Origin of the sequence: Sorangium aterium, from assembly GCF_028368935.1 — a bacterium.
GTDB classification, from domain to species: Bacteria; Myxococcota_A; Polyangia; order Polyangiales; family Polyangiaceae; genus Sorangium; species Sorangium atrum.
In genome coordinates, this window is the sequence record NZ_JAQNDK010000002.1 from 1,356,313 (window position 1) to 1,375,184 (window position 18,872).

Genomic DNA, 18,872 nt, shown 5'->3' on the forward strand with positions numbered 1-18,872 from the left:
ACGTGAAAGCAAGACCCGGGCCGCTGCCCCGTTCGATGCTACGTTGGGGGTGAGGCCACCAATGAGACACTCGATGGCACGAACCTCGCGCAATGCCCCGGCCCCCGTTCGGCGGGTGGCGCTGGCGGCGAACTGAGAGAAGGAGCTCCTCATGGGCATGGAGATGAAGCTCCAGTTCAAGCTGTCGCAGCAGCTTGTGATGACCCCGCAGCTGGTGCAGGCCATCCGGCTGCTGCAGCTCTCACGGCTCGAGCTGGTCGACGAGATCAGGAAGGAGCTGGACGGCAACCCTGTCCTCGCGGACGACATGACCGACCCGAAGGCGCGGGACGGCGACAAGGCGGATCAGCGGGGGAGGAACGCCGACCTGCCCACGGAGCAGCGGCTCGAGAACGGCGAGCGGTTCGACCGAGACACCGACATCGCGGCGCGCGAGACGGAGAAGCGGGTCAAGGAGGTGGACTGGGAGCAATTCCTGGAAAACAGGCAGCTCCAGCAGGCCATGCCCGCGCACCGGGGCGGCTTCGAAGAGCTGCCGCCGATCGACCAGAACCTGACGAAGCCGTCGAACCTGCGCGACCACCTGCTCTGGCAGCTCCAGATGAGCGATTTCGTCGAGAACGAGCGGCAGTTCGCGCTGCTCGTCATCGGCAACCTCGACGAGAAGGGGTACCTCGACCTCAAGGGGGGCGAACGTCCGGACGGCACGAAGGGGCCCGACATCAGCCTCGTGGACCTGGCGCGGGAGGCGGAGCTCCACCCCGAGGACGCCGAGGAGGTGCTGTCGATGATCCAGCGCTTCGATCCGGTCGGGGTCGCGGCCCGCGACCTGTCGGAGTGCCTGCGGGTGCAGGCGGAGGTGCTGGGCTTCGACGACATCGAGATGGCCATCATCAAGGACCACCTCCACAACGTGGAGCGGCGCAACTTCCCCGCGATCGCGAAGGCGCTGAAGATCCCGCTGGAGGACGTCTACGACGCGGTCCAGGAGATCCAGAAGCTGGAGAGCGTGCCGGCGCGCAACTTCGCCGAGGTCGACGAGAAGACCATCGCCATCACCCCGGACGTGTACGTCATCAAGGACGGCACCCAGTTCGTCGTCACCGACAACGACAAGGGGCTCCAGCGGCTCTACATCAACGAGAACCTCGCCCAGCGGATGCTCCGGGACCCGAAGGCGAAGGAGTTCATCAGCGAGAAGCTCCGGAGCGCGCAGTGGCTGATCCGGGCCATCGAGCAGCGGCGGCGCACGATCATCAAGGTGACCGAGTGCATCGTCGAGAAGCAGCGCGAGTTCCTCGAGCGCGGCGTGGGCTACCTGAAGCCCATGATCCTCAGGGACGTCGCCGAGTCGGTGGGCATGCACGAGTCGACCATCTCCCGCGTGACGTCGAACAAGTACGTGCACACGCCCCAGGGGCTCTTCGAGCTGAAGTACTTCTTCAACTCATCCATCCACAGGGTCGCCGACGAAGACATCGCCTCGGAGAGCGTCAAGCAGGCGATCAAGAAGATCATCGTGGCCGAGGACAAGTCGAACCCCTACAGCGACCAGGCGATCGTCAAGATCCTCGAGGAGACGGACGGCATCAAGATCGCCCGCCGCACCGTGGCCAAGTACCGCGAGATGCTCGGCATCCTGAGCTCGTCGAAGCGCAAGAAGATGTTCTGAGCCGCGGCGGCCGGCCGCGGTCGCCCGCCCCTCGCCACGCCCACCCTCACGGCCCCGAGCCATGCCCGCCGAACCGATCACGGCTGCCCAGATCTTCGAGCGCTTCTTCGCGCCGCACTACCCGCCCGACGCGCTCGCCGACCTGGCAGGCGTGCGCTCCGCGGACGCGAACCCGGCGGGAAACCCGTCGATCCTGGCCCAGATCGACCACGCAGCGGAGGTGTTCGCCCGCCTCGCGCCCGCGGCGTTCGGCGCGCCCGACCTCGGGCTCGACTTCTCCGATGCGTCGGTCCACCGGCTGGGCGCGGCGCTGACGCGCGAGCGACGCGACGCCTGGCTCGCGCCCGCAGGCGAATCCAGCGGCGCGCCGGCGGCGAGCGGGGGCGGAGATGCTCCCATGCTCGTCACCCTCGTGACGCACGGGGCGCTCTACGTCGGGGCGTGCGTCGTGAAGAACCACGGCGGGAAGTGGCAGGTCCGGAGCCCCTGTGGGAGTCGCTGGTCCGGCTCGAGTCGCGCGCAGGGACGGGCGATCTCGCGATCTTCCAGTGGTGGCTCAAGGCGCTCAGCGACGAGGAGATCGGCCGCGGCAGGCTCGTGGATCGCTACCGCACCCACGTGGAGGTGCCGACGTTCGACGCGGACCGGCTGCCGATCATCGCCGCGGGCGACCGACGGATCCCGAAGCTCGCGAAGGTCCGCTACGACACGCTCTACAAGCACCTCCGCGCGCACGTGCCGGAGCTCAGGTCCGTGGGCGACGACTTCCCGTCCCCGGAGCGCTTCGAGGAGATGGGCTTCAAGGGCCTGGAGTTCGCGCTGCTCGGCGGCGGGCGGATGCTCCTCATGCATGGGGCGACAGCGGACGGGGTGCACCTGCTCTGGCTCGACGCGAACGGCTTCGTGAAGTCGCTTTACTACCCGGCGGACAGCTTCCCCGCCCACGTGGTCCAGATCGAGGGCCAGAAGATCCGGGTGATCGTGCCCGTCCGCGGCGAGAGCCAGGTGCACGAGATGCTCTGGTGGGGGGCGTAGCCGTGCGCCGCCAGGCGGCGCTCGCGCCGGGCTGACGACGCGCTCCGGGGTGGCGCTCGCGCACGGAGCGCGCCGGCGGTAGGCTCGCCCCGTGCTCTCGCCCGACGTCCGCTTCGAGGGGTTCACCGCGACCGACTGGGTTCGCGTGCTGTCGTTGTTCCGGCCCAGGCGCACGGGCATCGACGAGCGCGAGGTCGGCCGGCCGCGCGGCGGCGTCGTCGCGGTCCACGCGGGCGGCAAGCTCAGAAAGCTCGTGCACACGGACGCGGGCCGGCTCCGGATCGACGACGCGCAGCGCGCCGTCCCGCTCTCCGCGGAGGAGCTCGCCGCCAGCCACCACGCGAGCTGGGCCGCCGTGCTCGAGGCGGGCGTCCTCGAGGCCATCGTGGAGCGGTTCGGCGCGCGGGTGCGGCGCGGCGACGACCTCATCGCCCAGTCGCTCCTGCTGCTGCAGCTCGCCCGCGAGGAGCTCCTCGTGGGGAGGATCGATCTCTGGCCGGCGAGGCTGCGCGGCGTGCCGATCCCCTCGGCGGGCGTCGTGCGCGGCACGCTGGAGTCGCTCGCCGGGATCGGCAAGACGGTGGTGATCGGCCTGTTCGAGGGCGGGGAGCTCTGGACGAGCGTCGCGCTCCGCCGCGACGCCCGCGGGATCAACCTGATCCTCGGGCCGGACGAGGTGCGGGAGGACATGGGGCTGCTCGCGGGCGACTGGCGCCGCGACTACCGGCACCTCTCGCGCGCCATCGAGGAGCGGGCAGGGGAGCTCTCGCTCGGCTGCTTCGCGGAGGCGGAGACCATCCGGCAGCTCGAGGTCGACCCGAGCCCGGGCGCCTGGGCCAGGGCGGTGGCGGTGCGCGACGTGATCCTCGCGCCGGTGCCGGCGGCCCTCGCCATCCCGCTCGGGATCGACGCGGGGCGCGCGGCGCTCAGCGCGCTCCGCGCGCTCGTGGAGCGGATCGACCCGATGGGCATCGTAGCGCCGGCGGTGCGGGCGGTGCTCGAGCGGGCCGGGACCGACAGCGACATGGCCGCGATGCTGCCGTTCCACCCGCTGGAGCTCCTCCGCAAGCTGATCAGCCGGGATCGCTGAGCCGGCGCGGCCGCGCCGCAGCCCGCGCTCCAGCGCGGCCGCGCGCGCTCCAGCGCGGCCGCGCGCGCTCCAGCGCGGCCGCGTGGCCTGGCTCAGGGGTGCGCGGTGCTCGAGTCGCCGCCCTGGACGGCGGGCGCGAGCTGGAAGCGGCGCTCCTCGCAGGCATACGCCGTCGGGGTCAGCTCGATGACTGTGTGCAGCGGGATCGGCAGCGTCGGACACGAGGGCGCCGGGCGATCCACGAGGTAGGCGTAGAGCGCGCGCAGCACCGCCTGGTGGCCGATCACGAGCACGGGAGAGCGCTGGCGCTCGAGCTGGATGATGAGCGGGTCGAGGCGCTGGATGACGTCCTCGTAGGACTCGCCGCGCGGGTAGCGGTAGCGGAACTTGTCGGCCGCGCGCGCGTTGAAGACCTCGGGCATCTGCTGGCGGATCTCTTCGTACGTCATGCCCTCGCAGACGCCCGCGTCGATCTCGTCGAGGGCGCGCCAGGCGACGTGGTTCTGCGTCATGGGGCGCGCGGTCTGGATGGTGCGGCGCAGCGTGCTCGTCCAGACGTTGACGTGCTCGTCGCCGGCCCGCTCGCGGATGAACGCGGAGAGGTTCTTCGCGTACTCGTCGCCGCGCGCGCTGAGATCGGAGTCGCCGCCGAGCAGCCCCTTCTCGTTGAACACGCTCTCCCCGTGGCGCGTCAGCCAGATCGGGTGCGGCGTGAGGTGCATGTTCATCAAGAGCGGGACGAGGCGCGCCGGCAGGTAGCCGTGGATGCGGTTCAGCACGACCTGGCGGCCGACGTCGATGATCTTGATGTAGCTCCGCTCGGGCTCGCCGAGCGGCTCGTACGCGCGGGCGTAGTGCGCGATGCGCGCGCGGAAGTCGCGCAGCGCCGCCTCCGGGTCGACGCCCTGGTAGTCCGGCGAGCGGAGCTTCGTCTCGCGGACGTTGGTCTCGATGATCGACTCGTCGTTGCAGATCGACTCGATGAAGACGACCGGGAAGCCGTGCGCCTGGCAGCGCTCGGTGACGAGGTTCCGGCGAGCGCGCGTGCTGTTCGTGGCGTCGTAGATCGCCACCTCCCCGCCGGAGCTGAGCCAGCCGATGAGGTCGTCGAGGGCGGTCATCGCCATGCCGAGGAGCGCCTGGCGTCCCTCGGTGTTGTTGGGGTCGAAGAACTGGTGCGGCTGCGCGGTGCCGAGGTGCGCGCGGCGGTAGTTGCCCACGTTGAAGAGCCGCGTGGGGTGGCCGAGCCACGACAGGTACCGCGCGATCTTGCGGGCGATGGACGTCTTCCCGCGGGCGGGCAGGCCCACCATGGCGAGCACGATCGGCGAGGAGTCGCGCGCGAGCGAGACCATGGGAGCGTTCTAGCCGATGACGGTACGGCCGGCGACGATGACGGAGAGCAGGCGGCCGCTGCGCTGTCCGTCGCGCCGGTACGAGAAGAAGCGGGCGGGGTCACACGCCGTGCAGCCAGGGACGTCCTCGACCGAGGTTGCGTCCAGGCCGACCTCGGTGAGCTGGGCCTTGAGGATGCGGCGGACGTCGACGTGCGGGCGCGCGCCGGGCGCCCCGCGGACGACGGCGGCGGCGCCCGCGCTGGAGCACGCGGCGAGATCGGCGGCGACGTCGTCGCCGACCTCGAAGCAGCAGGCCTCGATGTGCGGGCCGATGGCCGCGACGAGCTCCGCGCCGGGGCCGGCGAGCGAGCGGAGCGCGCGGGCCGCCTCGACCACGACCCGGCGGACGGTCCCACGCCAGCCGCTGTGGACCGCGGCGACGGCGCCGGTCCGGCGATCGGCGAGGAGGATCGGGGCGCAGTCGGCGCTGCGGACACCGCAGCCGACGCCGGGCACGTGCGAGAGGGTCACGTCCCCGACCTCGCGGACGACGTCGTCGCGATCCTCCTCACCGGTGAGGACCCGCGCCTCGACGCCGTGGACCTGGCTGAGGAAATAGAGCCGGGCCGCCGGGATGCCGAGGCGCCGCGCGGCGCGCTCCAGGTTCTCCCGGACGGCGGCGGGATCGTCGCCGAGGGCGATGGCGAAGCTCAGGGTGTCCCACGGGGGGGCGCTGACGCCGCCGCGCCGGGTGAAGAAGGCGTGCGAGAAGCCGGCGGCGGCGAGGAGCGGGCTCTCGAGCGCCTCGGCGGTCCCGGGGGCGTCAATTTTTACGGTCATTTTGGCTCCACGGTGGGATCCGATGCGTCCGCTGCTTCGGTCATAGACGATACGGGTGGGTTGCGTGGTATTTTCCGGCTCCACGCATGGCTGCCGGTCCGGACCCGAATATCGGTCGAGATCTGCTCGGAGGGCAGTTCCAGATCCTTCAGAAGATCGGCTCCGGCGGCATGGGGTCGGTCTACAAGGCCGCGCAGCCGGCGATGAACCGGATGGTGGCGGTGAAGATCCTCCACCCCAAGCTCGCGAACCGGAAGGATCTCGTCTCCCGCTTCCGCCGCGAGGCGCGGGCGATGAGCCACCTCACGCACCCGAACACGGTCAAGGTGCTGCTCTACGGCGAGCTCGAGGACGGCTCGCTGTACATCGTGATGGAGTACCTGGAGGGCAAGAACCTGAACCAGGTGGTCCGCAAGGAAGGGCCGCTGCCCGTCGAGCGCGCGATCCCGGTCCTCATCCAGGTCTGCGGCGCGCTGCAGGAGGCGCACATCCAGGGGATCGTGCACCGCGATCTCAAGCCCGAGAACATCTTCCTGTCGACCAACGGCGGGCTGAAGGACTACCCGAAGGTGCTCGACTTCGGCCTCGCGAAGGTGACGGAGCGGGAGCTCAGGCCGGGGTCGGTGATGCTCACGCAGGAGGGCATGGTCTTCGGGACGCCGGAGTTCATGTCGCCCGAGCAAGCGCAGGGCAAGGTGCTCGACGCGCGCAGCGACATCTACTCGCTCGCGACCATCCTGTACGAGGTGCTCACGGGCAAGCTGCCGTTCGAGGCGCGGACGCCCATGGAGTACATCCAGCACCACGTGACGAGGAACCCGATCCCGCTCGACGACCGCGTCCCCGGGAAGCAGTTTCCGCCGGGGCTCAGCGCGGTGCTCGCCAAGGCGCTCGAGAAGCGGCCCGAGGATCGGTTCGAGTCGGCCGCGGAGTTCGCTGACGCGCTCAAGCCGTTCGCGGGCGGCGCGGGCAAGGGCTACACGGCGATGATGCCGAAGAAGGCGAACGCGGCGCTCGAGCAAGCGTCGAAACAGCACGCCGCCGCGCTCCAGGCGAACAAGGCGCCCGCGCCGTCCGCGTTCAAGTCGCCGGCGAAGACGGTGAAGATGGTCCAGCAGCCGCCGGCGCCGTCCGCGAAGCCGGCGCCCGCGCCGGCGCCCCTCGCCAAGCAGCCCACCAAGGCGCCGGCCAAGGCGGAGGCGAAGCCGTTGCTCCTCGTCGGCATCGCGGCGGGCTGCCTGATCGCGGGCATCCTGATCACCATCGTGGCCATGCGGCTGTTCCAGGGCTGATCCTCCGCGAGCGCGCCCCGGATCGAGGCGAGCCTCCGCGGGCGTGCTAGCGTCGCCGCGCCGGCGCGACGGGCGCTCTGGATGCGCATCGCCTGCGCCAGCGTTCACGGGGACGGCGTCATGGCCTCGGAGCAATCACGGAACTCAGCGGGAAACGGGGACGATCCGGTCAGGAAGACCGATGCGCCGGATCAGGCGTCGGATCCGGTGCGTCAAGCATCGGATCCGCTGCGTCAGGCGTCGGACCCGCTGCGTCAGGCGTCGGACCCGCTGCGTCAGGCGTCGGATCCGCTGCGCCGAGCGTCGGATCCGCTGCGTCAGGCGTCGGACTCGCTGCGTCAGGCGTCGGATCCGCTGCGCCGAGCGTCGGATCCGCTGCGTCAGGCATCGGATCCGCTGCGTCAGGCGTCAGAGCCACCCGCGCGGCGGTCGGGGCCGCCGGGGCGAGGGAGCGAGCCGCCTGAGCGCATCAGCGGCGCAACGCGGCCGTCGAGCGCGCCGCACCTCGAGGGCGCGCAGCGCCCGCCCAGCCAGCCGGAAGGCGCGCCCCCGCAGGAGAGAGGCCCCGGGATCGCGACGTGGGCGAAGCGCATCGGGATCGCGCTCGCGGCGCTGCTCGTGCTCGCCGCCGCCACGATCGCGCTCGTCATCCGGCACTACGAGGCGGATCTCCCCTCGACCCATGAGCTCAAGGACTACCGGCCCCCGCAGGTGACGCGCATCCTCGCGCGCGACGGGACGCGCCTCGGCGAGGTCTTCACCGAGCGGCGCACCGTGGTGCGCATCGGCGAGATCCCGAGCCAGGTGAAGCTGGCCGCGCTCGCCGCCGAGGACGCGGGCTTCTACGAGCACGCGGGGCTGAACTACCTCGGCATGCTCCGCGCCCTCGCGGTGAACCTCCGCTCGACCCGGGCCCGGCAGGGCGCGAGCACCATCACGCAGCAGGTCGTGAAGAACGTCCTGCTCACGCCGGACCGGACCTTCAACCGCAAGGCGCGCGAGATCATCCTCGCCCGGAAGATCGAGCAGGAGCTCACCAAGGACGAGATCCTGGAGCTCTACCTCAACAAGATCTACTTCGGCCACGGCCGCTACGGGGTCGAGGAGGCGAGCCGCTACTACTTCGGGAAGAGCGTGCGCGACGTGACGCTCGCCGAGGCCGCGCTGCTCGTCGCCGTCGTGAAGGGGCCGTCGGTGTACTCGCCGCGGGTGAACCTCGAGCGCGCCGTGGCGCGGCGGGACTTCGTGCTCGATCAGATGCAGCGCAAGGCCTTCGCGGACGAGATCCAGGTGGCGCAAGCGAAGCAGGAGCCGGTCGTGCTCGCCGTCGAGACCGAATCGCTCGCCGAGCTCGCGCCCGAGGTGGTCGCCGAGGCGCAGCGCCTGCTGCGCGAGCTCGTCGGGCCCGCCGCGCAGCAGGGCGGCTACACGATCTCGACCACGATCGATCCGGCGATGCAGGCGGCGGCGCGCGCGTCCGTCCGCAAGAACCTCGACGCCTACGCGAAGCGGCACAAGCTGCTCGGCCCGCTCGCGCGGAGCAAGAAAGAGCCGCCCGCCTTCGAGGGGACGCCCGCCGGACACAAGGTCTTCCGGGGAGTCGTGACGGGCGCCGACGACGCCCGAGGGACGCTCTCGATGCGCGTGGGCACGCTGGAAGGCACGGTCACGCTCCGCGGCGCGCAGCGGTACAACCCGAACGGGCTCCCGCCGAGCAAGTTTGCCGACGTCGACAAGGTCGTGCGCGTCAGCCTGATCGGCCCCGCGCCGGAGCCGGTCGTCGAAGCGGCCGCCGCAGGCCAGGAAGAGGACGAGGACGCCGCCGGAGAGGCAGGGCGCGCCGCGCCCGCGGGCAAACCGGGGAAGCCCGCGGCCCCGGCGCCGCTGCGGCTCGAGCTCGGACCCGAGGGGGCGCTCGTCGCGATCGACGTGCGGACGCGAGAGATCGTCGCGCTCGTCGGCGGCTACGAGGCGGTGCGCGGCGGGCTCGACCGGGCGACGTTCGCGCGGCGGCAGCCTGGGTCGACGTTCAAGGCGTTCGTCTACGGCTACGGCATCCACGCGCGCACGCTGACGCCGGCGACGATCCTCGACACCGATCCGCTGGCCATCGCCGGGTACAAGCCGCAGAACTACGATGAGAGCGAGGGGGAGTCGCCGGCGCGGCTCCGGGAGGCCGTGGCGCACAGCGTGAACGTGGCCGCGGTGTCGGCGCTGTCGCGCGTCGGCGCCTCGAACGTGGTCGCCTTCGCCGGCGCGCTCGGCGTCCAGTCGAAGCTCGGCGCAGACCTGTCGCTCGCCCTCGGCGCCTACGAGGTCACGCCGCGCGAGATGGCCGCCGCGTACGCGAGCATCGCCGCGGGCGGCGTCCACGAGCAGCCGGTCCTGATCACGAAGATCGTCGGGCCCGGCGGGGTGGAGATCCCGCTGCCGCCGCGCCCTCCGGGGCACCGCGTGATGGAGGAGGCGGAGGCCTACGTGCTCACGAGCGTGTTGACGTCGGTCGTGCAGAGCGGGACCGCCAAGCAGGCGCGCTCGCTGGGGCGCCCGATCGCCGGCAAGACGGGGACGACGAACCAGGCGAAGGACACCTGGTTCGTGGGCTACTCGACCGACATCGCGTGCGCCGTGTGGACCGGCTACGACGACGCGGCGCCGCTCGGCAACGGCGAGGTGGGCGCCACGGCGGCGCTGCCGGCGTTCGTGGACTTCATGAAGCAGGCGCACGCGAAGCGCCCGGCCGCCGATTTCCCGGTGCCGAGCGGCGTCGTGCGCGTGAAGATCGATCCGCGGACGGGTCTCCTCGCGCGCGAGGGGCAGGAAGACGCCATCGAGGAGGTGTTCGTCGCCGGGACGGAGCCGACCGAGGAGGCGCAGGTCCCCGAGACGGACGCGGGCGCGGAGCCGGCGGACGGCGGGGCGCCAGCCGAGCCGCAGGGAACCGCGCCGGCGCCAGGGGAGGAGCCGCGGCCGGTAGAGCCGGGGGTCGCGCCAGCGCCGGTCGAGTCAGAGCACGCGCCGGAGCCGGGCCCGCTGCCGGCCGGCGAGACGGCGCCGCCGCCGTTCTGAGCGGCACGAGCCCTCTGATGGGCGAGAGAGGCGGGGCGGCCGAGGTGGAGGGAGAGACTCTCGCTCATGCTCCGCGCGTTGCGCGCGAAATCGAAGATCTGCCCGTCCAGCGTCACGCCTCGAAGGTAGTTCCCTCGATAGCCATCCTCCGCCATGAAGAGCTCTCCCCAGGGGGCGATGGTGATGTTGTCCGGCGGATGCGTCGTCGCATGGGGATGATCCACGTCGGAGCACCACCACGCGAAAGGCACGGGGCGATTGCCACAGGGGCGCCGCGGGGCCGATGCAACGAGAGGAACGCAATGCCGCACACGCCGAGAGGTCGAGTCGGCGAGCGCGCTGGCCGGGACACACTCCACCTCTGCGGCGTCACCCCACCTGGCCGCCGTCAGCAACGTCACGGGCCAGGACCTTCGAGGACACCCGGCCGATGAGCCGCCGCAGGACCTGCTTCGCGCCGATCGCGCCGCCAGCGCCGACCGCGAAGACGAGCGGCGCCGCGGCGCCGCCGGTCACCGCGACGAGGCCCGCCGCGAGCAGCACGCCGGCGCCGGTCGCCACCGCGCCTGTCGAGGCCTCCTGCGCCGCGTGCGCGAGCGCTTCGTTCCGCGTCATCTCGCCTCGCTGGTAGGCCGTGACGCCCTCGTAGGCACCGAAGGCGCCGTCGAGCACGAACCCGATACCGGCCGCCTTGCCCGCGCCCTTCAGGACCTCCCGGCCCGCGGCCCTCATCGCCTCTCGGGCCAGCCCCTTCGCGACCGCGGCCGAGACGCCGTCGGTGAGCGCCGCCTGGCCCACGTGCCGCCCCGCTGCCTGCGCGACCATCGCGGCGGCCTGCGTTCCGCCCTGTTCCGCGATGATCTTCCCCGTCGTCTGCGCGCCAAGCGAGAGCCCGGGCGCGAGCGCGTCCACGACCGCCGTGGTGTTCTCGACCATCACGCGCCGCAGGCCCTCCCGCGTGCCCTCGTCGAGGAGCCGCTTGCCCGCCGCCGAGAACAGCGCCTCCGCCGCCCCGCGGACGGCGACCGCGCCGCTCCCTGCAATCGAACCAAGGATGTTGTTTCGCCGTGAGCTCATCTCGACCTCCCCGCCTCGCGCGCCCTCGCCTCGATTATGGGGTAGCGCCCGGGTGCGGAAAGACAAGCTCAGCGACGCGCGCCCCTGCGTTGCCTTCCGCGTCACGGCGCCGGCCGCGTCCGATCGCTGGACCTCAAAACCTCACGAGCAGGCGCGAGCCGAGGCCGCCCGGGGTCGGCGTGAGGACGAGCTCTGCCGCCGGCTTGCCAGGGGCCGGCGGCGTGGGCTCGGAAGGGCTCAGCAGGAGCAGCGTGACGCCGGCGCCGATCCCGACCAGGCCGACGCCGGCGAAGACGCTGGCGAGCGTCGAGGCGGTCTTGCCCGTGTCGTAGTCGCCCTGGAGCGACGGCGGGCACTCGTAGGCACCTCCGCCGGCGGGGGAGCACCCGTCCTCGACCGCGGACAGCGCGCCGGCGCGCACGGCCAGCGCCACGACGGTCGCGATCGCGCCCGCGCCGCCGACGCCGAGCGCGACGTAGCCGCCCATGCGAATGCCGCTGGGCGGCGTGCCGGAGGCGCTCGGCGCGGAGGGCGCGTCGCGCGCCGGGAGCGGCGCGGGCACGGTCAGCGTCACGACCTGACGGGCGCCAGGCGCGAGCTCGGCGCGCTCCGCGATGGGCGCGGCGCCGCCGTAGAACAGCTCGACCGTGTGGGCGCCGAGATCGCGCTCGAGCTCGACGCCGAGGAGCCTCGGGTCGAGGGGCTTGCCGTCCAGCACCACCTGGACCGGCGGCTTCCCCTCGGCGCCTTTCAGCCGGACGGTCAACGTCCCGACCTTGCTGCCGAGCGCCCGGTAGCGGGCCTCGGCGTCCTCCGTCCACCCGGCGTACTTCGCCTCGTTGGACTGGAGCGCGGCGCGCCGGAGATCCCACCAGTCTCGCCTCGCCGAGGCATAACGGCCGAGCTCCTCCTCGCACTCGGCGATGTTCCTGAGCGCGCCGAGCCCCTCGGGGTAGATCTCCAGCGCGCTCCGGAAGGCGATGACCGCCTGGTCGCACTGTCCGGCGCTCCGCAGCTCGCGGCCCCGGGCGAACAGCGTCTTCGCGTCCTCCTCGGCCCCGACGGCGAGCGCGCGCGCCGGCGCCGCCGCGAGCAAGGCGGCGCTGCAGAGCGTGATGAGCCGTCGCTCAAAAGGTCTCACTCTTGTCGATCTCCTTGCGGCGCCGGGGCACCGTGGGCGCGGCGGTCGCCGTCGCGCGCGGGGCGACCCTGTCACTCCCGGGGCGGCGCTGGGACGAGCGCGGCTGCGCAGGCGCTGCGGAGGCCGGCGGCGCGGGCGATGCTGTGGAAGCAGGCGGCGCGGGCGTCGCCGCGGAGGCCGGCTGCTCGGCTGCGGTGGGCTGCGGCGGTGGCGGCGAGCGCAGCGCCACGCCCTGGAGCGCGCCCCGCACGCCGGGGGCCACCAGCCGCGCCGGCTGCTCCAGGCGCGGCCGATCGAGCAGGCGCGCCGCCAGCGCGGCGGTCCCTCCGACGAGCGCGGTCAGGCAGGCCAGCGCCACGGCGGGCGCCACCCGAGGCCGCCGCGGCGGCGCGACCTCCGCGGGCCGCTCGGGCGGCGGCGCCGAGAGCGCGGCGTGGTAGGCCCCGACCATCTCGCGGATCGAGGCGAACCGCTGCGCCGGCCCCTTCGCGAGGGCGCGCGAGAACCAGGCGTCGAGCCCCGGGGGAAGCGACCGCTTGATCTCCGTGGCAGGCTCGAAATCGCGGGTGCTGACCGCCACGATGATCTCCGCGATGCTGTTGCCGTGAAAAGGCGTCCAGTCCGTCAGCACCTCGTAGGCCAGCACGCCGAGCGCCCAGACATCGGCCCGCGCGTCGACCGCGAGCGGCGAGGCGAGCTGCTCCGGGCTCATGTAGTTCGGCGAGCCCAGCATGACGTCGGCCTCCGTCTCCTGCGGTCGATCCAGGCCCAGATCGCCGTGCAGCGCCTTGGCGATGCCGAAATCCGCGACCTTCACCGTCAGCTCCGCGCCGGGCGCGTCGACGAGCATCACGTTCGAGGGCTTCAGGTCGCGGTGCACGATGCCCATGTCGTGCGCCACGGTGAGCGCGTCCCCGATCTGATCAAGGATGTGCCCGAAGCGCACCGGATCGATCGGTCCCTTCTGGCGCACCTCGGCGAACAGCGTTCGCCCCGGGATGTACTCCATCACGAGGTAAGGGATGTCGTCGTGAACCCCCGCGTCGTGGACCGCGACGATGTGCCGCGTGCGCGCGCTCAGGCGGGCCGAGATCTGGGCCTCGAACCGGAACCTCTCCAGGACGGTGCGGCTCCGCTCCGCGTCGCCGGTCAGCGAGGCGCTGAGGAACTTCACGGCGAGCTCGGTCTTGAGCGTGACGTGCACGGCGAGCCAGACCTCGGCCATGCCCCCGCGCCCGAGCGGTCGGACCAGCCGGTATTTGCCCTCGACGACCTCGTCGGGGGTGTGCTGCCAGATGTCCGACTCGTCGGCGCCGGCGTGACGAGCCGCCGCGCTCGGGCTGATCCGCACGGTCGGCGGTATGCGGGGCGTGGCGGCGTCCACGCCCGAAGGATAGTGGATGCTGCGCGCGGGACTGGCACTTTTCGACAGCCCTCGCCGCCGTCGCCCTCTGGCCAGCGCGGGATGGCGACCGCCGACATCGGCGCGCACGCCGCGAGCGCGGCCATTTCACTCGGCGGCGTCGGCGAAGAGCTCCACAGGCGGCGCGTCGATCGGCGGGGCCGCCCGCGAGGGCGCGCCGCCCACGCCGCGGTCGAGGGCGTCGCAGAGGAGCGCGCCGACGCCGGGGACGACGTTGGCGATCGCCTCGTCGGCCTCGCGCGGGTTCAACCACCAGAACGGGTTCAGCAGCCGGCGGATGTCGCGGAAGGAGCGTGCAGGACGGCTGACCTCCACCGTGAAGGCGAGCGTTCCCAGGTTGGCGTCGAGCCAGTCGTCCATGTCGCCGACCGTGGGGTACCAGTGCGCCGCCTGGCGTACCTCGTACCGCTCGCGCGGCAGAGCCTGGCAGAAGGCGTCGCCGAGCGCCCGGTACAGCGGCTCGCGCGGGTTGGGCACGTCGGTGTGCGCCCACGGGTAGAGCAGGAAGTTGCCGCAGCTGTGAAAGCCGATCGCGAGCGCAGGCCGCGTCTCCAGCGCGACGTCGCGCAGGGCGCGCGACTCGGGCTCCGAGAAGGCGTGCGGCCCCGTGTAGTGCGGCGACCACCGGAGCCGCGAGCCCGCGAACGGGTGCAGCGGCCGCGACGAGGACAGCGGCGCGAAATTCCGGTTCAGATCCACGCCGCGGGCGTTGCAGCGCTGCGACGCCCGCCGCTCGCCGCGGAGGCGCTCCAGGTTGTCGGCGAACGCGTCGGGGTTGACGACCGGCACCACGACGAGCCGCGCCCGCGCCGCCACGCCCGCGCGCCCGCTCGCCAGGATCGACCGGACCGCATCGAGCAGCGCGAGCCCGCCGATCACCTCGACCCCGTGCATGAGCGACGTCAGCAGGAACGTCGGACCGAGCGGATTGCCGAAGTCGTAGCGCCGCAATGGCCTTCCGTTTGCGGACGTCCCGATCGTTATTTCCCGTCCGCCGTAGGTGCGCGCCAGGCGTGCCCAGGCGTCATCGAGCTGCGGGAGATCGGCGTAGCGGCCACAAAGAGCGGGCGAGCGTGTCATCCCAGTGTCTCTTATGTGACACCGGAATGGCGGCGGACGCCAGCGGATTGAGCGGATTCACGTGGCGCGATTCCACGATTCCACGATTCGCGTCATCCGCGTCATCCGCGCGGCTGGTCGCGCTGGTCGCGCTGGTCGCGTTTGTTGCCCTTGCGCGTCGCGAGGAGGGCCAGGCCCTCGAACAGGAGGTGCGCGCCGAGGTGGAGGGTGATGTCGGCGTGGTCCAGGGCGGGGCATACCTCGACGAGATCCATGCCCACCAGGTTGATCCCCGCGAGGCCGCGGAGCAGCTGGAACGCCTCGCGTGAGGTGAGCCCGCCGGGCACGGGCGTGCCGGTGCCCGGGGCATAGGCCGGGTCGATGCCATCGATATCGAAGGAGATGTAGACGGGCGACTCGCCCGCGGCTGCCCTGATGGCGGCGGCGACCGCGTGAGCGCCGTCGCGGTCGATCCGATCCATGCCGTAGAGGGTCGCCCCGGCGTGCGCCGCGAAGGCGCCCTCCTCCGGGTGGCCCCACGTGGCGCGGATGCCGATCTGGTGGAGCGCGCTCCGCGCGATCAGCCCCTCTTCGATCGCGTTGCGGAACGGCGTGCCGTGGTGGAACGGCTCGCCCCACACCTCCGAGGTGCTCGTGTCGAGGTGCGCGTCGACGTGGACGACCGTGACGGGGCCGTGGCGCCGCGACAGCGCGCGGAGCACCGGGAGCGCGATGGAGTGGTCGCCGCCGACGACGAACGGGACCGCGCCGGCCGCGAGCACCTCGTCGACCGAGGCCTGGATCAGCTCGCGCACGGAGTCCGCGTGAAACGGGGGAAAGGGCACATTGCCCCCGTCGAGCACGTCAATCGCGCGGAACACGTCGACGCCGTGGCCGGGGTGATACGACTGCACGAGCGCGCTCACGCGGCGCAGCTCGTAGGGGGCGAACCGCGCGCCGGGGCGGTACGTGACGCTCCCGTCCCACGGGACGCCGAGGAGCACGGCGTCGGCGCCGGAATAGGCGGACGCGCCGGCCTCGTGGAAGCCCGCGGTCGGGAGGCGAAAGAACGGAGTCTGCCCGTGCCGCAGGTACGCGGCTGCTCGTTGTTGAGACATGAGATCTCCTACAGGCTCAAGAGGTCCAGGATCACGGCGCGGGCGCGGTCCGCGAGATCGGCCGCGCCGCCGTGATCGCCGAGCGGCGGGCCGAAGGCGACGCGGGCGCTCGCCTCTCGGCGGCTGGAGAAGCGGAGGAAATGGGGGAGGAAGGTGTCGTCGCCCGCCCAGCAGAGCTCCGGATCATCGTAGGTGATGGCCGCGGGCACGATGGGGACACCCGCGATCCGGGCGACGCCGAAGATGCCTTTCCGGAAGGGGAGGACCTTCTCTCCGCGGGTGGTCGAGCCCTCCGGGAAATTCAGCACCGGGACGCCATGGCGAAGGGCCCGGAGCGCGCACCGGAGCACGCGCGCCCCGCTCGCCGGGCGCCGCCGATCGACGAGCATCACGCCGAGATCGCGCGCGCGATCGCCGATGATCGGCCAGCTGCCGATCTCCTGCTTCGCGATGGCGGTGCAGGGGGTGAGCGACGCGAGGAGGATCGGATCGAGGTAGCTGACGTGGTTGGCCACGATCACGAACGGCGACGCGGGGAGCGCGCCGGTCACGCGGACGCGCAGGGAGTGCTGCGCGCACAGGTCCCGGGCGATCCCGTGAAGGAGGCGCGCCCTCTCGCGGTGGCGCGAGGCGGGCAGCGTGGGCAGCAGGCTGGTCCGGAACATGGTGTCGAGCGCGAGCCCCATCACGCCGGAGAGCCGGCTGGCGATGGAGAGCGCCTCGGTCCAGGGCCGGTCGGCCGCCGCCGGTGCGCGGCGGCCGTGGTCGAGCGGAGCGGTGGTCGTCATGGTCTGTCGGCCTCAGGCCACCGCGGCGATGCCGCTGCTCTCCGCCGCGCGCGGCTCCTTCGCGTCCGCCTGGCGATCGACGAGCCCCACCTTCTCGAAGCGGGCCCGGAGGGCCATGAACGCGTCGCGATCGATGCGCGAGATGATGCGCGGGTGCCCGGTTCCATAGAAATCGGGGCGGACCTCGATCTCCTTGGCGCCGAGCATGGCGTGCAGCGCCCGCGCGGCGTGGTTGTCCTCCTCGACGGTGAACCAGCACGACTCCGCCCATCCAAGGATCGACCCGACGAACGCGCGGAGGAGCGTGTGCGTCGCGCGGGAGCCCTGATACTCGGGCAGGACGGCGAGGGTCGTGCAGTAGACCTCCTTGCCGCGCGTGAAGGAGAGCAGGTAGCCCGCGGGCTTCCCCGCGGCCTCGACCATGAAGCAAGAGTCCTTGAAGAAGTCGCAGCAAAGACGGATGTAATACCGCCCGAGCTCCCCTTCGCCCGCGTCGCCGAAGAGGGTCGTCTCCAGTTCCATCAAAGTCGAAAAGTCATCGCTTCGGAGCGTGCGCGCCACATAACGGCTCATCGTTGCGCCTCCTTATTCTAATTGAATCGTCGTTGTGGGCGCAGCATGCCGGGACTCCGTGGAGAACACGTCACAGGACCCCCGAGGTTGAGAGACACGTCGGGGGCGATGGCGCGTCAAGATGGCTGGGGAATCGCGTACGGAGGGTGCCAGGACGGCTATGTCATCGTGGCCTGATGCGCTCTGCCGCTGTGGACGGGAGTGTGAGCGCGAGGCCGGCGAAGACCCGGGCGGTGTCGAGGAGCGCGGCGAGGCCCGAGGTCGAGCGCCATCCGCCGGTCACGCCGGTCCAGTGCTTCATGGGCACGAAGATGTTGCCGTCGGTGTACGGCGCCGCGCGATCCAGGAAGGTCGCGCGGATCGCGTAGGCCGCGAACAACCGCTCCATGAGGCCCGGGAAGGCGACGAACGCCGCGGCGGCGATGCGTCCCGCGGCGCCGACATACACGCTGCGCCGCGGCCGCTCTGCGAGCGAGACAATCGCCGCCGCGACCCGCTCGGGGTCGACGATCGGCCGCATCGGCTGGACGGCGCGGCCGGTCGTATTGCCGGCATGCTGGTAGATGGGGGTGTCGACCGTCGCGGGCAGGAGCGTGCAAACGTGGATGTCCGGGGTGCTGGAGAGCTCCTGTCTCAAGCAGGACGAGAGGCCCATGATCCCGAACTTGGAGATCACGTAGGCGCTCATCGTCGGCGCGCCGAACTTGCCAAGAGCGGAGACGTTGTTGATGAGCACCCCGGCGCCCTGCGCGCGGAAACAGGGCAGCACGGCCCGTACCCCGTGCACATAGCCGAGCAGGTTCGTCTCGATGACCTGGCGGTAGATCTCGTAGGGCGCCTCGTCCGCGCGCGCGTAGAGGAACACGGCGGCGTTGTTCACCCAGACGTCGATCCTGCCGAACACCTCGACGGCGGCGCGGGCGAGCGCCCGGACGGCGTGCTCGTCCCTCACGTCCGTCGGGACGGCGAGCGCCCGCGCGCCGACGCTGGCGCACTCGGCGGCGACCTCCTCGAGGGCCGCCTCGTTCCGAGCGGCGATGACGACCCGCGCTCCGCGCCTCGCGAACGCGAGCGCCGCCGCCCTGCCGATGCCCGAAGACGCCCCGGTGATAACGACCACCGCGTCGCGAATGCACTTCCGCATGACTGGTCCCCTCCCGCTCCGTCCCTCGCCGAGAGGAGAGCAAAGCGCGGGCCATGAGGGGGCCGGCGGCTGCGCCGGATGTGATCATGGAGGTCGATAGAAACAGCGAGCGAGGTGGATGGATGAAGAATTTAAACCGCCAAGACGCCAAGACGCCAGGACGCAAGGAAGAGAGAAGATCTGTTCTTCTCTTCTCCTGGCGTCTTGGCGTCTT

General features: G+C 71.9%; 16 protein-coding genes and 1 pseudogene. 5 read left to right on the plus strand and 12 right to left on the minus strand.

Annotated features, from left to right (window positions below; genetic code table 11):
• The first annotated feature begins 151 nt into the window (after positions 1-151).
• Positions 152-1,672, plus strand: a complete 1,521-nt coding sequence (gene rpoN, locus POL72_RS20110; RefSeq protein WP_272097078.1) for an RNA polymerase factor sigma-54 — start codon at positions 152-154, stop codon at positions 1,670-1,672.
• A gap of 117 nt (positions 1,673-1,789) precedes the next feature.
• Here the strand turns inward: rpoN and POL72_RS20115 are convergent, their stop codons facing one another.
• Positions 1,790-2,071, minus strand: a complete 282-nt coding sequence (locus POL72_RS20115; RefSeq protein WP_272097079.1) for a hypothetical protein — start codon at positions 2,069-2,071, stop codon at positions 1,790-1,792.
• A gap of 69 nt (positions 2,072-2,140) precedes the next feature.
• Here POL72_RS20115 and POL72_RS20120 point away from each other — a divergent pair, with 69 nt between their 5' ends.
• Together POL72_RS20120 and POL72_RS20125 are read left to right on the plus strand one after the other, a co-directional pair.
• A complete protein-coding gene (locus tag POL72_RS20120) occupies positions 2,141-2,707 on the plus strand; it encodes a hypothetical protein (protein ID WP_272097080.1) in 567 nt (188 codons plus the stop codon).
• 91 nt (positions 2,708-2,798) lie between these two features.
• Entirely contained in the window at positions 2,799-3,797 is a 999-nt protein-coding gene (locus POL72_RS20125; RefSeq protein ID WP_272097081.1) for a hypothetical protein, read from the plus strand.
• Positions 3,798-3,889: 92 nt separating this feature from the next.
• Here the strand turns inward: POL72_RS20125 and POL72_RS20130 are convergent, their stop codons facing one another.
• Positions 3,890-5,152 (minus strand): bifunctional nucleoside/nucleotide kinase/histidine phosphatase family protein, encoded by a 1,263-nt coding sequence (locus POL72_RS20130; RefSeq protein WP_272097082.1) that lies wholly within the window; start codon positions 5,150-5,152, stop codon positions 3,890-3,892.
• Between the two features lie 9 nt (positions 5,153-5,161).
• Entirely contained in the window at positions 5,162-5,974 is an 813-nt protein-coding gene (gene pgeF, locus POL72_RS20135; protein WP_272097084.1) for a peptidoglycan editing factor PgeF, read from the minus strand.
• Positions 5,975-6,060: 86 nt separating this feature from the next.
• On the opposite strand from pgeF, the gene POL72_RS20140 reads away from it, so the two are divergent.
• Positions 6,061-7,266 carry a serine/threonine-protein kinase gene (locus tag POL72_RS20140; RefSeq protein ID WP_272097085.1) on the plus strand — a complete coding sequence of 402 codons (1,206 nt, stop codon included), beginning with the start codon at positions 6,061-6,063 and terminating at the stop codon, positions 7,264-7,266.
• Positions 7,267-7,473: 207 nt separating this feature from the next.
• A complete protein-coding gene (locus POL72_RS20145) occupies positions 7,474-10,335 on the plus strand; it encodes a PBP1A family penicillin-binding protein (protein WP_272097086.1) in 2,862 nt (953 codons plus the stop codon).
• A gap of 83 nt (positions 10,336-10,418) precedes the next feature.
• Here the strand turns inward: POL72_RS20145 and POL72_RS51795 are convergent.
• The 9 genes and pseudogenes from POL72_RS51795 to POL72_RS20190 all read right to left on the minus strand — a co-directional run.
• A pseudogene (locus tag POL72_RS51795) lies at positions 10,419-10,736 on the minus strand (alkaline phosphatase PhoX); the annotation flags it as partial.
• Positions 10,705-11,412 (minus strand): hypothetical protein, encoded by a 708-nt coding sequence (locus POL72_RS20155; protein WP_272097087.1) that lies wholly within the window; start codon positions 11,410-11,412, stop codon positions 10,705-10,707. The pseudogene POL72_RS51795 and the gene POL72_RS20155, both read right to left, overlap by 32 nt.
• 133 nt (positions 11,413-11,545) lie before the next feature.
• Positions 11,546-12,553, minus strand: a complete 1,008-nt coding sequence (locus POL72_RS20160) for a tetratricopeptide repeat protein (RefSeq protein ID WP_272097088.1) — start codon at positions 12,551-12,553, stop codon at positions 11,546-11,548.
• The gene (locus POL72_RS20165; protein WP_272097089.1) at positions 12,540-13,937 is read right to left on the minus strand and encodes a serine/threonine-protein kinase; all 1,398 of its coding nucleotides are present in this window, start codon (positions 13,935-13,937) and stop codon (positions 12,540-12,542) included. Before POL72_RS20165 ends, POL72_RS20160 begins: the two co-directional genes overlap by 14 nt.
• A 126-nt stretch (positions 13,938-14,063) precedes the next feature.
• Positions 14,064-15,056 carry a M14 family metallopeptidase gene (locus POL72_RS20170; RefSeq protein WP_272097090.1) on the minus strand — a complete coding sequence of 331 codons (993 nt, stop codon included), beginning with the start codon at positions 15,054-15,056 and terminating at the stop codon, positions 14,064-14,066.
• Between the two features lie 101 nt (positions 15,057-15,157).
• Complete coding sequence (gene speB, locus POL72_RS20175) at positions 15,158-16,153, minus strand: agmatinase (protein WP_272097091.1); 996 nt, start codon at positions 16,151-16,153, stop codon at positions 15,158-15,160.
• Between the two features lie 8 nt (positions 16,154-16,161).
• Positions 16,162-16,941, minus strand: coding sequence for a lysophospholipid acyltransferase family protein (locus POL72_RS20180; RefSeq protein WP_272097093.1), 780 nt, complete (start codon positions 16,939-16,941; stop codon positions 16,162-16,164).
• Positions 16,942-16,953: 12 nt separating this feature from the next.
• Positions 16,954-17,514, minus strand: a complete 561-nt coding sequence (locus POL72_RS20185) for a GNAT family N-acetyltransferase (RefSeq protein WP_272097094.1) — start codon at positions 17,512-17,514, stop codon at positions 16,954-16,956.
• 163 nt (positions 17,515-17,677) lie between these two features.
• Positions 17,678-18,658: an SDR family oxidoreductase gene (locus POL72_RS20190; RefSeq protein WP_272097096.1), complete on the minus strand. Its 981-nt coding sequence runs from the start codon at positions 18,656-18,658 to the stop codon at positions 17,678-17,680.
• Between the last annotated feature and the right edge of the window lie 214 nt (positions 18,659-18,872).

What these genes read in the sequence shown, in the direction of transcription:
- rpoN (WP_272097078.1), top strand. Translation starts at nt 152, where the DNA reads ATGGGCATGGAGATGAAGCTCCAGTTCAAGCTGTCGCAGCAGCTTGTG.
- POL72_RS20115 (WP_272097079.1), bottom strand. Translation starts at nt 2,071, where the DNA reads ATGGGAGCATCTCCGCCCCCGCTCGCCGCCGGCGCGCCGCTGGATTCG.
- POL72_RS20130 (WP_272097082.1), bottom strand. Translation starts at nt 5,152, where the DNA reads ATGGTCTCGCTCGCGCGCGACTCCTCGCCGATCGTGCTCGCCATGGTG.
- pgeF (WP_272097084.1), bottom strand. Translation starts at nt 5,974, where the DNA reads ATGACCGTAAAAATTGACGCCCCCGGGACCGCCGAGGCGCTCGAGAGC.
- POL72_RS20140 (WP_272097085.1), top strand. Translation starts at nt 6,061, where the DNA reads ATGGCTGCCGGTCCGGACCCGAATATCGGTCGAGATCTGCTCGGAGGG.
- POL72_RS20155 (WP_272097087.1), bottom strand. Translation starts at nt 11,412, where the DNA reads ATGAGCTCACGGCGAAACAACATCCTTGGTTCGATTGCAGGGAGCGGC.
- POL72_RS20170 (WP_272097090.1), bottom strand. Translation starts at nt 15,056, where the DNA reads ATGACACGCTCGCCCGCTCTTTGTGGCCGCTACGCCGATCTCCCGCAG.
- speB (WP_272097091.1), bottom strand. Translation starts at nt 16,153, where the DNA reads ATGTCTCAACAACGAGCAGCCGCGTACCTGCGGCACGGGCAGACTCCG.
- POL72_RS20180 (WP_272097093.1), bottom strand. Translation starts at nt 16,941, where the DNA reads ATGACGACCACCGCTCCGCTCGACCACGGCCGCCGCGCACCGGCGGCG.
- POL72_RS20185 (WP_272097094.1), bottom strand. Translation starts at nt 17,514, where the DNA reads ATGAGCCGTTATGTGGCGCGCACGCTCCGAAGCGATGACTTTTCGACT.
- POL72_RS20190 (WP_272097096.1), bottom strand. Translation starts at nt 18,658, where the DNA reads ATGCGGAAGTGCATTCGCGACGCGGTGGTCGTTATCACCGGGGCGTCT.